This window comes from Pedobacter panaciterrae (assembly GCF_013204795.1).
GTDB lineage: Bacteria > Bacteroidota > Bacteroidia > Sphingobacteriales > Sphingobacteriaceae > Pedobacter > Pedobacter panaciterrae.
Window position 1 is genome coordinate 845669 of sequence record NZ_JABMKW010000020.1, and the last position, 13829, is coordinate 859497.

A 13829-nucleotide genomic window follows, 5' to 3' on the forward strand; every position below is an offset into this window, starting at 1 on the left:
ATATACTACGATTATCCCCTTATGAAAAATAAAATATCTCCGTTAACCCTATTCCAGCCCAACAAACTAAAGGTATTATTGTCCCTGGGTTTCAAAGGCTATCTTGCTGATAGAGGATGGTTTGATGCATATAAAACAAAATCTGCTATCGACGAGACCGGAAAACCTATTGCCTGGGTAACCTATTCTTTCATCGATTTTATTAAAGAACGCCTGAATAAACAGCAACGCGTATTTGAATTTGGTTCAGGTAATTCAACATTCTTTTACGCCAATTTAGCCGGAGAGGTTTATTCTGTTGAACATGATAAAATATGGTTTAAAACAAATAAAGCCTCCAACCTAAATAATGTCCATCTGATTTTTTGTGAGCTTGTTCCCAACGGAGATTACTGCAGGAGTGCAGCTAATACAGGAAAGAAATTTGACCTAATCATTGTGGATGGAAGAGATAGGGTAAACTGCTGTAAACAGGCTCTCGAATCTTTAACAGAAGAAGGCGTGGTGGTATTAGATGATTCAGAAAGAGATCAATATGCAGAGGGGGTTTCCTTTTTAATTGAAAATGGATTTAAGCATATTCCGTTTTCGGGAATTGCACCCGGAGTAATTATATCTAAGTGTACTTCTGTTTTTTACAGACAAAATAATTGCCTTAATATCTGATACTTAAATAAATCCTTAAGCCATAACAGAAAGCATTGTCAGCGCAATCAGCCCAAGCTCCTGATTACCACTAATTTTCACTTTGTCTTTTACTTGTTCTGGTCGCAAGCTTTTTGAAAATAGCTTCCATGAGGTTTCAGGATCAATAATAATTTCAGTCGTTGGTGTTTCTGTTTGGTTTTTTGTCAATATCCATTTATTCTCAGTACGAAGCAAATACCACGAACCACCAACGTCCGTTGCAACAGTAACCTTTACAATTGACCCATCATCTGCGGTTATTGATCTGTATGTGTGTGGAAGAGCAAGCATAAAAATATCAATAAAGGGATAATAAAGCTCAGGCGTCATTAGATCTGGTTTATTTACAGCAGCTCTTATTTGCTGTTGATGTAGCCACTTTTCTGTATACTGACGCGATATTTCTGTCCAGTTTTTACTTTCTGATTCACCAGTCCAGCCAACTGCTAAGACAGATTTATCCAAAGGATTCAAAGATTTAAGGTAGTCACAAAATTGCTGACCGGTTATTTCAAGAAGAAAAATAAGCATTTCCGGACTTACTCTTTTCATAGCCTTTACCCAGTCAGCATTAAGTCTGTTCAGGAAATCAACCAAGTCCTGATAAGAATTTCCTTCTGGATGTTCACCGAAGTGATGATCACGAAGAATGGAAAGCACTCGAAGATTACCGTCTAGCAAATGTGCAGCTACATCCTTAACTGTCCAAAGTTTTGCAATAGTCTGTTTTTGCCAATCTACGGGTTTAAGTGATTTCAGTAAATCAAGCAGTTTCTTATCAAGAACAGTTAGCAAATGAACTACATCAATAGGGATTTTCGTCTGGGTTGTCATAAAATAACAAACGTTTTAATTATTATTTTCTTTCGGAAGTGATATAAAAATAATGAATTCCAGAAATTTATTGTTCATTGAACTTACTTTATTGCTCCAAATGCTGCGAAATAAGAATTCTTATGCAGTATTTCAATCTCTTTGAACCCAACTTTACTTAACAAAGCGAGCTGATAGCCTAAGGAACGCGGTGTATCCTCGTAAGCAATATAATCAAATACTTTTTGTGCATATTCAGGTCCGCCCAAAGTTTCAAGGTATGCCCTGTACTTATCCTGAAAAAGCTTATTTATCAATTCCGAGTCATGGGTAATTAAGTCAGAAATCCAAATACTACCACCTGGTTTCAATGCAATGTATAATTTAGTAAAAACAAGTTCCCAGTCGGCATCAGTACGTAAATGATGAAATGTGGCGGCAGCAAACACCACATCAAAGTGATTATCCGGTAAATCAAGATTACGCATATCATCTTGTATCACATTTACCTTACCATTAGTTTTTGCAGATACCCTTTTTTTTGCCCGCTCTAACATTGGCATACTCAAATCATTCAGTGTACAATTCAATTCAGGAATTTTGCTTAGCATTTTTAAGGTATAATTACCCGCACCGCAACCTATATCCAGTAATTCTTTTGCATGTGGATTAATGTATTTTGCTGCCTCTGTACATAACTCCATGGTAAGCGGGGCGTCAATGGTTGTTTGCTGACCCACTTCAAGATTTGAAAAGCGTTCAACATCATTATCGAACCTTGCCTTAATTTCGTCGTTAGTGGCCTTTTTTAAATATTCTGTTTTCATATCTTAAATTTTTCATTTGTCAAACCTAACTCCTTTTACCATATTTGAAAAATATCAATTTTATCAATTCACGATACCTAATAGGTATTATAAATATGGAACTCAGACATCTTTTATATTTTAAAACTGTTGCAGAAGAATTGCATTTTACAAAAGCAGCGACAAAACTTTTTATTTCTCAGCCCCCATTAAGTCGTCAGATTAAAGAATTGGAAGAGGAATTAGAAGTGCAGTTATTCACGCGCGATAACAAACGCGTTGCTTTAACAGATGCTGGAAAGTATTTCAAAACTGAAGTGGATGCGATTTTTGCAAGACTGGAAGAAAGTAAAAATATAGTTCGGCAAATCCATTTAAGCCTTAGCGGCGAATTAAAGATCGGGTATATAAGTTCGGTCTATCAATCTTATCTGGCAGAAATTTTAAAGGCAATGCGCGAAGAATTCCAGTATATAAAAACGGGTTTATTTGAACTGCCAACAATAACCCAAATTGAAGCATTGGAGCAAGGGAAATTAGATGTAGGTATTTTAAGAGCACCTATTCTTTCCGAAAAATTAATTATTAAAACTTTATTTTTTGATCCTTTTGTAGTTGTTATTCCCTTTTCAGCAAAAACGTTCAGCACAAACAAGGAACTGGCCGACTTTTTAAAAAAGAGCCCCTTTATTTTTTTTAATAAAGAATTTGCACCTCATTATAACAATAAACTAATTGAAATTTGCAAACGGATGCAATTTACGCCCGATATTACTCATGAAGCTAATAATGTCCACTCTATATTACAATTAGTCGAAGCAGGGCTTGGTGTATCTATATTACCCCTATCGCTCAAAAAACAATATGAATATTTAAAAGTTTCATTTATTGAGTTGGAAAATATTCCTGTAAATACCGAAGTTGTTGTAGCTTACAAACAAACCAATAGAAATCCTGCATTAAAATGGTTTATTGATAATTACAGTAATACAAATAACTAACCTTCAATCAGATTTTTTCTAGCTATAGATATTTCGCATATCTTTAATATTTAGTCGTCAAATAACATTTTTTGTTATTCTTTAGATACTGTAGTTTATGTTCACGTTTTAATTGAATTATTATTTGTTTCTTTAATCCCTAAAGAGAGCGATTACCGTTGGCAATCAGCTTTATGGGATAAGACAAATAGAGATAACTAAACTGTATATTATTAAACTAGATTCAAAACAATTGGTTTTTGAGGCGCTATCTATAATGCGTGAAAATGATGTAGATATTTTGCCCGTTTATGAAGGTAATCGCTTTATTGCCGACATTTCTAAAGACGAAATCACAGATTTTTTAAATCATCTGGATAACGGAAAGAATATATACTTCCATAAATTAAATTTTGATTTGGGAACTACGCTGATGAAGATTAGAGAACAGAGCAGTAGACCCAAAAGGTTATCAGATTTACTTATTCGCGTAGCTGTACTGGCTTTTGCAATTTTAGGGTTAATGTGGATGTTTTTTAACAATCCTCAGGGCAAACATCATGGCTCTTTGCAGAACAACGTCAACCTTCCACTCGCTAAAAAAGATATTCTTCCAGGCTCAAACAAGGCAACATTAATTTTTGCCAATGGCAAAACGATACACTTAAGCCAAGCAAAGACCGGTGTAGTAGTTGATGGCTCAAGTTTAAAGTATAATGATAACACTGCAGTCATCTCTAACAATTCGCCATCTTCTCAAACCGGCCCCCGTCATCTCGACGACAGAAGAGATCGCTTGAATAGCACAGAAAAAATAACAGTTGCCACCCCACGCGGCGGTCAATACCAAATTACATTACCAGATGGCACCAGGGTTTGGCTAAATGCAGCTTCCACTTTAAAGTTTCCGTCAGATTTTGCCGGCACACCTCTGCGTAAGATTGAATTAAGTGGTGAGGCTTATTTTGAGGTGACTAAAAATAAAAAACAACCATTCATAGTAATATCAAATGAACAGCTGGTAGAGGTGTTAGGTACGCATTTTAACATTAGCAATTATACTGATGAAGGTAGTATAAAGACTACCCTTTTAGAAGGAAGTTTAATTGTTACGTCATCCCGAGGGAAGCGCAGCGGAGAGGGATCTCTTGGTCATGCTACCTCAAGAGATTTCTCCTATCGTCGAGATGACGTAATCCTCAAACCTGGCCAACAATCCACGTTTACCGCTAACAAGCCTATAGAGGTTAAGCAAGTTGATGCCAGTGATGCTATTGCCTGGAAAAATGGTAAATTCGCATTCCGAAATGAGTCTTTGGAAAGTATCATGCATCAAGTTGCCAGATGGTACGATGTTGAAATCGTGTATCAAAACAATCAGATAGGCAAAGAAATTTTGGGAGGCTCATTTACCAGATCCGAACAGATTTCAAGTATACTAACAACGCTTGAACTTGCCAGCGATGTACACTTTAAAATACAAGGCAAAAAAGTTATTATAACTAAATAATGAAGTTAAATTCAGTATTCATACTATCAATACTGTGCTTGCTCAGCACATCGGTAATGGCTCAAAAGCTCAATCTCGTAAAGAAAAAAGTCACTCTTGTTCAAGTCTTTAAAGAAATAACCAGGCAAACTGACTATCAGGTAATCTGGAATGAGCAAAAACTAAACGTAGACCAACGGATCGATGCAGATTTTCAAAATGTAAGTTTGCCTCAGGTCATGAACCGTATTTTATCGGGCCTTCCGCTTACCTACATCATTTCAAAAAAAATGATAATTATAAATGCCCTCTCAGTTATTGATGTGCATGGTTCGGTAATAAATGAACAGAATCAATTACTGGAAGGCGCAAGTGTCAGTGTTAAAGGAAAAAATAAAACAGCTCTTACAGATGCAAAAGGCCAATACTTACTAAAACAGATAGATACCGGAGCTGTGCTGACCATTTCTTATGTGGGTTATCAAAGCAAGGAAGTAAAGGCTTTACCCAAAATGGAAAAGGTTAGCTTATCTTTAAATAACGATCTGCTAAAGGAAGTAGAAGTAGTAAGTACAGGTTATCAAAAAATACCAAAAGAGCGTGCCACAGGAAGTTTTGCATTGGTAGATAGCGTAAAATTTGCACGCAGGGTAAGCCCAGATGTATTCTCCAGATTAGAGGGTATTACCAGTGGTCTATTATTTAATAAAAACACGATTAGAGCCAATGCTAGTTCCCTTGATTTGTCAGTTCGTGGCCGAAGTACTATTTTTGCAAACGATCAACCCCTGATCATTTTGGATAACTTTCCTTTTGATGGAGACTTCAATTCAATTAACCCAAATGATATCGACACAATTACAGTTTTAAAAGATGCCGCAGCCGCATCTATATGGGGTGTTAGGGCAGGAAACGGTATAATTGTAATTACTACCAAAAGAGGTAGAAACAAACAACCCTTAAGTGTATCTATAAATTCAAATGTTACCATTTCTGGCAAGTCTGATCTTTCTTATAATCAAAATTTTTTAACCTCATCTGATTATATTGATATAGAAACTTTTTTATTCGACCATGGAAAATATGATAAAATCTTAACTGACCCTCAAAACTATACCGTAGTTTCTCCTGTAGTACAAATCCTAAACAAACAGCGAATGGGCCAATCTGCGGATGAAACCACAAGGCAGTTAAATGTTTTAAGGACTAAAGATGTGAGAAATGATGAATTAAAATATTTTTACAGAAAGCCGGTTTCGCAACAATATGCCGTGTCATTACGTGGAGGAACGACACGATCAAACCATTATTTCTCTGCCGGATACGACAAAACTGATGCGACCCTGGTAGCCAACAACAACAGCAGGCGCACTATAAATAGCCAAAACACCCTTCGTCCTGTTAAAAATCTAGAATTGGAACTAGGCGTGTATTATGTAAAATCAACATCAAACATAGATAGCGCATTAAACGAGATATCATTTCATACTACCCCTTATTATCAATTTAAAGATGTAAATGGCCATAATGCTGTGCTTGACTGGGACTATAATTCCCGTTTTAAAAATGAAGCACTCGATAAAGGATTTTTAGATTGGTCATATATACCCCTAAATGAATTGGGTAAATCGCCACGTACCATAAAGGATAATAACTTACGATTAAACGGGGGATTAACCTACACTATCATTCCAGGCTTAAGCGCAACTTTAAAATACCAATATCAGGAGCTTGATAGTAAGACTTCACGTTACATGGGTATCGAAAGCTACGAAACCAGACAGCTTATCAATCAATATTCTATTTTAACTTCAGGTACTGTTAGTGGTTACAATATTCCTTTAGGAGGAATTCTTTATACGCTCAATCGAAAAGCCTCTTCTAATAATTTACGCACCCAGTTAAACTATGAGAAGAGATGGCAAAAAAGTTCCATTTCAGCCATCATGGGTTATGAAATTTCGGAATCCGTATCCGACATGAACAGTCAGACTAAATACGGGTACGATATAAATTCAGGGAAATCTATAGCAGTAGACACTGCAAGTTATTTTAACCTAAACCCTGTAGGCTCAGGCCAAATCAGAACTAGCTATCGCTTTTTTAAAAGAACAGATAGAATGCGTTCCTCATATATTAATGCAGCTTATACTTATGATGGCAGATATACCCTATCAGGAAGTGCACGGATTGATGGTTCCAATTATTTTGGCATAAAAACCAATCAAAAATACGTTCCATTATGGTCTGCCGGAGCATTATGGAATATTGACAGAGAAGATTTTTATAACTTAAACTGGTTACCTGTTTTAAAATTCAGGGCATCGTATGGGTATAGTGGTAATCTGGATAAATCAAAAACAGGAATTACTACATTTACATACAATCCATTAGGCGCGGCATACACCGGCCTGCCTTTCGCGAGCATTGTCAATATTGGTAATCCTGAACTTAGATGGGAAAAAGTAGCTATTGCCAATGTTGGAGTTGAGTTTGGACTAAGGAATTCCGCAATTAGTGGAAAAGTAGAATATTATATCAAAAATGGCTCTGATATATTGGGCGACAAGGCTTTCCCTTCAAATACTGGTATTAAAGTCTTAAGAGGTAACTACTCAAAACTGGAAACAAAAGGATTAGATATTTCCCTAAACTCACAAAATTTAAAAGGAAAACTAGGCTGGACGACAAGCTTTATACTCTCTGCCGCAAATGACTGTGTTACAGATTATCATGCAGTTCTGCCTGCCAGTATGTACTATGTTGGAACCTACAGCAGTGTCCCGATATTAAACAGACCTGTGTATGGAATTTTCAGTTACAAATGGGCAGGATTAGACCCGATAAACGGCGACCCCAGAGGCTATGTAAATGGCCAGGTTAGTAAAGATTACAAAACCATCCTTAACAGCACAATAGAAAACCTGGAGTATAATGGCCCGGCAAGGCCTACTGTCTTTGGAGGCTTAAACAATGTTTTTTCTTTTCAAAAGTTAACATTCGCATTCAACATCAGCTATAAGTTTGGCTATTATTTCAGAAAACCAACAGTAAATTATTACAATCTGTATAACTCAAACATTAGTTCAAACATGAATGCTGATTTTGGAAAGCGCTGGCAGAAAAGTGGAGATGAAGCCACCACTAATGTCCCATCAATGGCAGGTTTCGGGGATAATGATTTTCGAGACAAATTTTATAAAAGCTCATCCGCTACAATAGCACGAGGCGACCACATTCGTTTACAGGATGTAAGTATTGGTTTTGACTTTGATCAATCCAACTGGAAAAACATACCCGTAAAACAAGTACAACTTTACTTTTATGCTAATAATCTGGGAATCATCTGGAAAGCCAATAAGTTCGGATTAGATCCAGATTATATTACCGATTATGGAAATATTTTTAATACCCCTTTATCCATAAGTCTGTCCTTTGGACTCAAAATCTTTTTTTAAAGTACATGTAGTGATATGAAAACAAATAAAACAACTCTATTTATCACAGTTATTCTAATTGGACTTTTTTCAGGTTGTAAAAAAGGCTGGCTGGAGGCAAACCCCGATCAATCACAGATTGTACCAAAAACCCTGGAAGATTTTCAGGCCTTATTAGACAATTCTACTCTGACTTTTAATATCTTTCAAGCCTGTGGTTTAGCTGAAATTGCCTCTGGCGATTTTTACATCCTTTACTCGTCATGGCAATCACTTTTCACCAGTCAGGAAAAATCAGCTTATATCTGGGCTCCCACAGCTAACTTTTATAGTGGAGAATCTAGTAGCGATTGGGAAAATTCTTACAGACGAATCTTAAATTCCAATGTTATCCTGGATGGTATAAAAAAAATAAAAGTACCCACTCCCCGACAAGATGAATGGAATAACATACATAGCAGCGCCTTGTTCTTTCGCGCTTTCGACTTTTTTAACCTTGCCCAGGAATATTGCCCGGCCTATGAACAGGCTAAAGCAAAATCAGACCTAGGGCTACCACTGAGGTTGGAATACAATGTAAATATACAATTACAACGCTCAACTCTTCAACAGACTTACGATCAGATTATTAAAGATCTAAAATCAGCCATCCCTTTAATGGGCACTACACCATTGTTTAAAACAAGGCCATCCAGGCAGGCAGCTTTTGCATTATTGGCCAGAACTTACTTGGCTATGGAGGATTATAAGTCGGCAGGTTTATATGCCGACTCGGCGTTACAAATCCAGTCAGATCTTATTGACTATGCAACGCTGAGTCCTGATGCAGCCAACCCTATCAAGAGACTCAATCCTGAGGTGATATTTCAAAGTACTTTTACCTATGGGATTTTCAATGTTACAAGGTTGATTGTTGAACCCACATTAGTTGATATGTATACAGAAGACGATTATAGACGCAAAATTTTCTTTAAAGATAATCCTAATGGTACCATTACCTATAAAGGCAGTTACAATGGCGACAAAAACTTGTTTGGAGGTTTAGCCACTGATGAGCTTTTCCTGATCCGCGCAGAATCCAACGCTAGAGATGGCAAATTTGCTTCTGCACTAGCAGACTTAAACCACCTTTTGAAGAACAGATACAATCGTACATACAAGGTTATTAATATTAACGAGGAGCAGGTATTAAACTATATTGTAAAAGAGCGTAGAAAAGAATTAGTGTTTAGAGGTCTTAGATGGCAGGATCTAAGACGCTTAAACAAAGACAATAGATTTTCGACCATCCTAACAAGGGTATTAAATAATCAAACTTATAACCTACTTCCCAATGACAAAAGATATGTCTTTCCTATTGATGAAATAGAATTAAGTCTAACTGGAATACAGCAAAATGACAGATAACAAATTAGTTAAGCATGGGGAGGTAGCACCCCATAACTTATTTATTATTCAAAATGGCCTGTTGAAACAGAAGTAGATATGAGCGTCCTGCCTGAACCTGGCAAAGATGTTCCATCTGCGACAGGGACCATATTAGTTCCAATGTCCCACAGTGCAGAACAGACTGGGCCATTAGCCTCACATCTATCACCTGAATAATAATAATAACCTCTTGGATCATCAGGCAGCGGATACGCTATATCCACTTTATAATAAAGCACTGCGTTAGCCCTTTTAAATGTTGTGAAAGCACTGAAGCCAAATGCAAAACCTGCTATCAACACACCCAGTGCCGCTTTTTTAATGTTGTTCATTTTTAAAGTTTTAATTTAATGAGACTGTGTTTATTTTGACAGGCTACAGTAATTACCTGTTTCACGCGCGTAAAGTCTTTATTTTCTGTAAAGAAAAATCCCTGTAAATGCCAGTAACACAAACCCCAGATTAAACCAGATGTGATGCCGCCATGTCATTGTACTGATCACCCCACCACAATGGCAGGGCAACTTGCTGCCAGAAAAAACCATATATAACAGATACAGGGTAAACAAAATCATAAGTACAAATGAAGCATACAATCCCAATTTTCTAATTGGAGCAAAAATTAACAACACACCAATAACCAGTTCAGTTATTGGAATACCCCATGCCACCAATTTACTATACTCACCAATCAAAGGTGATTTAGCCAGTGTAGAAGAAAATGAACGAATAGCAAATAATTTGCTTGCAGCGGTATACATAAACAAGGCAAGAATCAAATAGGCAATAGCATCTACAATAATAACTCTGGCTTTAGCAGATAAATAGAATTTTGTTTGGTTAAAGAATGTTGTTTGCATGGTTTACAACTATGTGTTTTAATGGCCCAAAAATGCAGCTCATTTATTTTTAAAAAAATACGGATTACTGCCAAAATAATTAAGACATACTTTGGCAGGATCTCACCCCTGAATCAGAAATTTAGGTGATACTCCAAAACACTTTTTAAATGCGCTACTAAAATAATGCGGATCTTTGTACCCAACTAATCCCGCTATTTCGTGAATAGGTTTGTTTGTTGTAAGCAGATACTTTACCCCATAATACATCCTGATTTTAATGACCTGCGCATGCAAAGGAATACCGAATGCCATTTTTGATAAACGCATCAGATTCCGTTGCGACATCATAAACCTCGCTGCAAGATCAGGCAAATCATCTACCAGTTCAGTGGCAAAATTTTTTTTAACAAACTCAGCGATTGCGCTAGCTTTTTTCTGGTAGTAAACACTAGTAATATCGCCACCAACAAGGCGCTTATAATATTTATTGATACAGCTATTGATAAAATTATAGAAATCTGCATCCATAGCTAAATCATTGGTTTTAACATCCATTTTAATGAGTAAATTGAAAATGCTGGTAGAAATACCGAAAGCCGGCAAATTAACATGCCTGTTGTCTGACTCATTAAAACAGGCTATAAGTGGTTTTAAAGCAGTTAATTTTTTACTTTTATAGATCAGCCAATCAGGACTAAATGTAATCACTAAAATCTTATGTCTTCCTGCAGGTAGAATTTTATGGTATTCCCCCGCAGGCCGATAACATAAAAAACAAGCGCTTTTATGTTGTACAACGTACATAAGAAAAGAGGGTTCACTTATTAAAAAATCTATGCTCGCATCCTGTCTAAGCGAATATTCAAACAATTCAATATGCGCCAGATAATGACTTATAGATTGAAGTAGTACCTCCCCTTCCATTAAACTAAATTTTCGAGCCTGCCCCATGTGCAGTGCAGTAGTACAGAAATGAGGGAGTGTATTAAAGGTAAAGATTTCCGATTCTGCAAAAGCAGATTGGAACTTGAAGTTTGAATGCATTGTCTACAGCTTTGTTAAGCTGTAAAGTTGTAGCAATTATTTATCTAGAACAGTCTATTTATGTCTAAAGTCCAGTCAAAACCTTGAGACCCAAAGAAAATATGGCAAAGTAAATGGGACAAACAAGAGAATACCTGATCTGCCCCATTTTTAAAAAAGCTTAATTGATCTCGAAGCTATAAGTAGCACCCTTCCATGTTGCTTTATAATCTTTACCATTGTGCTGACCTGGTGTTTTATCCATATCACTCACTTCAACTACATATCTGCCTTTCCATAAAGGCGTAAACTCTGCTGCACCACTATCATCGGTAGTCAATTCTCTTGACCAGCCATTAGGAGAAAATACAGATACCGTTTTTCCTTTTGCAGCAGCATCATTAAGGAAGGCCTTCAATTGAAGCGATTTATTGATCTTTGCAGCCGAAGCACCCTCTACATGGAGTTTCAATACGTTTGGATTTTGAACTGCAGCTGGCAATGCTTTTCCTACAATAACATCAGCACTCGATAAGAAATGATATTTTGTGGTTCCACCAAGTTCCCTGGCTTCGTGACTTACTACAACAGTATAAGCCCCATTCTGATCCGGTGTAAAAGTACCCTCAAAATGGTTTGCACCAGAAGTTAGGGTCAACTGAGTTTTCTTTTGATCTGGCCCTACCAGCCAAAGTGAAAATTCCTTTACATCCGAATACCATTTAGCTACACTGTCACGCTCATTGGCCACATACTCACCGTAGAATACTTTAACAGTTTGCTTTTGTCCTACTTTACCAGACGCAGCTGTTTCAATCCACAGGGCATGAGCAAAAATACTGGTGGTTACAAAGCTGAGCAACAAGGTCAGCAATAAAAAAGTTATTTTCTTCATCGTTTTGTTATTAAGGTTTTAAGGAAATGAATTGTATTACTGAGTTGATACAGAGTTGGCAGCCAATACCGGCTCCTGCTCCTTAGTTATCACTTTTAATTTAGGTTTTACTGGAGGTTTATCAGAAAGATTTGCAGCGCTTGCCCTACCTGAATCAGACTTTCCCTTCTTCTTTTTGAACTTACGGCCATACCAGATCAGAAAACCGGTGATCGGTAAACTTGCACCAATCAGAGAAGCCAGAAATGCCAATACTTTACCTGGAAAACCAAGAATACTGCCCACATGAATGTCAAAGTTCATCTTGCGGAGTTTCTGTCCCACCGAAGCCTCATTATAAGGAACAGAATAAGGATCCTTGCGCTTAAGCTCCTTTAAGGTATGTTGATCAAAAGAATAGCCCTGACTATTGTAATACTGTCCGGCAGTAGGATAAACCGTAATGTCGATGGTTGCTTTAGCCAGTTTGGTATCCGGGAAACTGTAATAGAAACCAGTAGACTTAGGGTGCTTGGCAATGACTTTTGTCCATGCCGCATCCATTGCCTGCACCGGAGTATAAAACTTACCGGCCTGCAGAGAATCCGACTCCATTCTTCTAAATTCCGGCAGTTTTTCGCCAGCAGTAGTTACCCAATAAAGGCCTTCGCTGTACCATTTTATTCCATAAATCATTCCTGATAATGCGATGGCCAGCAAGAATAGCAAGGAATAAAATCCCAGTACATTATGCAAATCCAGATTTACACGTTTAAACGAAGCACCCCACTTAATTTTAAAGCTTTTATCGCGGGTAGATTTGTTCCACTTCTTAGGATACCACCAGATCAGCCCCGTAATAAGCAGCACCACAAAAACCATTGTTCCGTAATTCACAATTGGTCTTCCTATTTCATAGGGCATCCACAAAAAACGGTGACCGTTCAGAATAAATCTAAAAAAATCTGTCTCGCCCGGTTTACGTACTTCTTTGCTGATTACCTCTCCTGTATAAGGATTAACTTTTAACAATACTCCCCCGCCCCTACGTCCGCCTCCTCCACGACGTCCACGTTTTTCAACCTTATCTCTCAGACTAAGGTTTATTACCTCACCCTGGTGATAGTTGGCATAAGCAGGAACTTTATCTGCGTATAATTTCGCGGCAATGTCAGTTAATTGCGAAGGTTTAAGCACCGGTTTGTTCTGCCATTCCACTTTAGTTTCGGGCTCCAACAATCCGGTTATTTCTTCATTAAATACCCATACACATCCTGTAATACAAACAATTAGAACAATAATACCCGAAACCAGGCCAAGCCATAAATGCAGCCATTTGTTAATCCTGTTAAAAAGAGAATCCTTGCTCTTCTTTTTCGGTGGTGAGGTTTTATTTCCGGGTATCATTATTCTAATTTGTTAGGTGTATATTTTAATGTAATTGGTGTGT

12 protein-coding genes are annotated in these 13829 nt (G+C 37.2%); 5 read left to right on the forward strand and 7 right to left on the reverse strand.

Annotated elements, in window-relative coordinates; all coding sequences use genetic code 11:
• Positions 1–21: 21 nt before the first annotated feature.
• Positions 22–666, forward strand: a complete 645-nt coding sequence (locus tag HQN86_RS22455) for a class I SAM-dependent methyltransferase (protein ID WP_172663103.1) — start codon at positions 22–24, stop codon at positions 664–666.
• Positions 667–681: 15 nt separating this feature from the next.
• Here the strand turns inward: HQN86_RS22455 and HQN86_RS22460 are convergent, their stop codons facing one another.
• Both HQN86_RS22460 and HQN86_RS22465 read right to left on the reverse strand, forming a co-directional pair.
• Complete coding sequence (locus HQN86_RS22460) at positions 682–1521, reverse strand: maleylpyruvate isomerase N-terminal domain-containing protein (RefSeq protein ID WP_172663104.1); 840 nt, start codon at positions 1519–1521, stop codon at positions 682–684.
• 83 nt (positions 1522–1604) lie between these two features.
• Positions 1605–2327, reverse strand: a complete 723-nt coding sequence (locus tag HQN86_RS22465) for a class I SAM-dependent methyltransferase (protein WP_172663105.1) — start codon at positions 2325–2327, stop codon at positions 1605–1607.
• Between the two features lie 95 nt (positions 2328–2422).
• Between HQN86_RS22465 and HQN86_RS22470 the strand changes: the two genes are divergently transcribed.
• The 4 genes from HQN86_RS22470 (at position 2423) to HQN86_RS22485 (ending at position 9619) form a co-directional block, all read left to right on the forward strand.
• Positions 2423–3307, forward strand: coding sequence for a LysR family transcriptional regulator (locus tag HQN86_RS22470; protein ID WP_172663106.1), 885 nt, complete (start codon positions 2423–2425; stop codon positions 3305–3307).
• 256 nt (positions 3308–3563) lie between these two features.
• A complete protein-coding gene (locus HQN86_RS22475; protein WP_172663107.1) occupies positions 3564–4796 on the forward strand; it encodes a FecR family protein in 1233 nt (410 codons plus the stop codon).
• Positions 4796–8233: a SusC/RagA family TonB-linked outer membrane protein gene (locus HQN86_RS22480; protein ID WP_172663108.1), complete on the forward strand. Its 3438-nt coding sequence runs from the start codon at positions 4796–4798 to the stop codon at positions 8231–8233. The genes HQN86_RS22475 and HQN86_RS22480 overlap by 1 nt, the downstream gene beginning before the upstream one ends.
• A 15-nt stretch (positions 8234–8248) precedes the next feature.
• Positions 8249–9619 carry a RagB/SusD family nutrient uptake outer membrane protein gene (locus tag HQN86_RS22485; RefSeq protein ID WP_172663109.1) on the forward strand — a complete coding sequence of 457 codons (1371 nt, stop codon included), beginning with the start codon at positions 8249–8251 and terminating at the stop codon, positions 9617–9619.
• Positions 9620–9663: 44 nt separating this feature from the next.
• On the opposite strand, the gene HQN86_RS22490 is transcribed toward HQN86_RS22485, so the two are convergent.
• The 5 genes from HQN86_RS22490 to HQN86_RS22510 form a co-directional block, all read right to left on the reverse strand.
• The gene (locus tag HQN86_RS22490) at positions 9664–9972 is read right to left on the reverse strand and encodes a hypothetical protein (RefSeq protein WP_172663110.1); all 309 of its coding nucleotides are present in this window, start codon (positions 9970–9972) and stop codon (positions 9664–9666) included.
• Positions 9973–10050: 78 nt separating this feature from the next.
• Positions 10051–10500 (reverse strand): MauE/DoxX family redox-associated membrane protein, encoded by a 450-nt coding sequence (locus HQN86_RS22495; RefSeq protein WP_172663111.1) that lies wholly within the window; start codon positions 10498–10500, stop codon positions 10051–10053.
• Positions 10501–10602: 102 nt separating this feature from the next.
• Positions 10603–11526, reverse strand: a complete 924-nt coding sequence (locus HQN86_RS22500) for a helix-turn-helix transcriptional regulator (RefSeq protein WP_246269715.1) — start codon at positions 11524–11526, stop codon at positions 10603–10605.
• A 160-nt stretch (positions 11527–11686) separates the two neighbouring features.
• Complete coding sequence (locus HQN86_RS22505; protein ID WP_172663112.1) at positions 11687–12400, reverse strand: DUF4198 domain-containing protein; 714 nt, start codon at positions 12398–12400, stop codon at positions 11687–11689.
• A 36-nt stretch (positions 12401–12436) separates the two neighbouring features.
• Positions 12437–13786 (reverse strand): PepSY-associated TM helix domain-containing protein, encoded by a 1350-nt coding sequence (locus tag HQN86_RS22510; protein WP_172663113.1) that lies wholly within the window; start codon positions 13784–13786, stop codon positions 12437–12439.
• Positions 13787–13829: the final 43 nt, after the last annotated feature.

What these genes read in the sequence shown, in the direction of transcription:
- HQN86_RS22455 (WP_172663103.1), top strand. Translation starts at nt 22, where the DNA reads ATGAAAAATAAAATATCTCCGTTAACCCTATTCCAGCCCAACAAACTA.
- HQN86_RS22460 (WP_172663104.1), bottom strand. Translation starts at nt 1,521, where the DNA reads ATGACAACCCAGACGAAAATCCCTATTGATGTAGTTCATTTGCTAACT.
- HQN86_RS22465 (WP_172663105.1), bottom strand. Translation starts at nt 2,327, where the DNA reads ATGAAAACAGAATATTTAAAAAAGGCCACTAACGACGAAATTAAGGCA.
- HQN86_RS22470 (WP_172663106.1), top strand. Translation starts at nt 2,423, where the DNA reads ATGGAACTCAGACATCTTTTATATTTTAAAACTGTTGCAGAAGAATTG.
- HQN86_RS22475 (WP_172663107.1), top strand. Translation starts at nt 3,564, where the DNA reads ATGCGTGAAAATGATGTAGATATTTTGCCCGTTTATGAAGGTAATCGC.
- HQN86_RS22480 (WP_172663108.1), top strand. Translation starts at nt 4,796, where the DNA reads ATGAAGTTAAATTCAGTATTCATACTATCAATACTGTGCTTGCTCAGC.
- HQN86_RS22485 (WP_172663109.1), top strand. Translation starts at nt 8,249, where the DNA reads ATGAAAACAAATAAAACAACTCTATTTATCACAGTTATTCTAATTGGA.
- HQN86_RS22490 (WP_172663110.1), bottom strand. Translation starts at nt 9,972, where the DNA reads ATGAACAACATTAAAAAAGCGGCACTGGGTGTGTTGATAGCAGGTTTT.
- HQN86_RS22495 (WP_172663111.1), bottom strand. Translation starts at nt 10,500, where the DNA reads ATGCAAACAACATTCTTTAACCAAACAAAATTCTATTTATCTGCTAAA.
- HQN86_RS22500 (WP_246269715.1), bottom strand. Translation starts at nt 11,526, where the DNA reads ATGCATTCAAACTTCAAGTTCCAATCTGCTTTTGCAGAATCGGAAATC.
- HQN86_RS22505 (WP_172663112.1), bottom strand. Translation starts at nt 12,400, where the DNA reads ATGAAGAAAATAACTTTTTTATTGCTGACCTTGTTGCTCAGCTTTGTA.
- HQN86_RS22510 (WP_172663113.1), bottom strand. Translation starts at nt 13,786, where the DNA reads ATGATACCCGGAAATAAAACCTCACCACCGAAAAAGAAGAGCAAGGAT.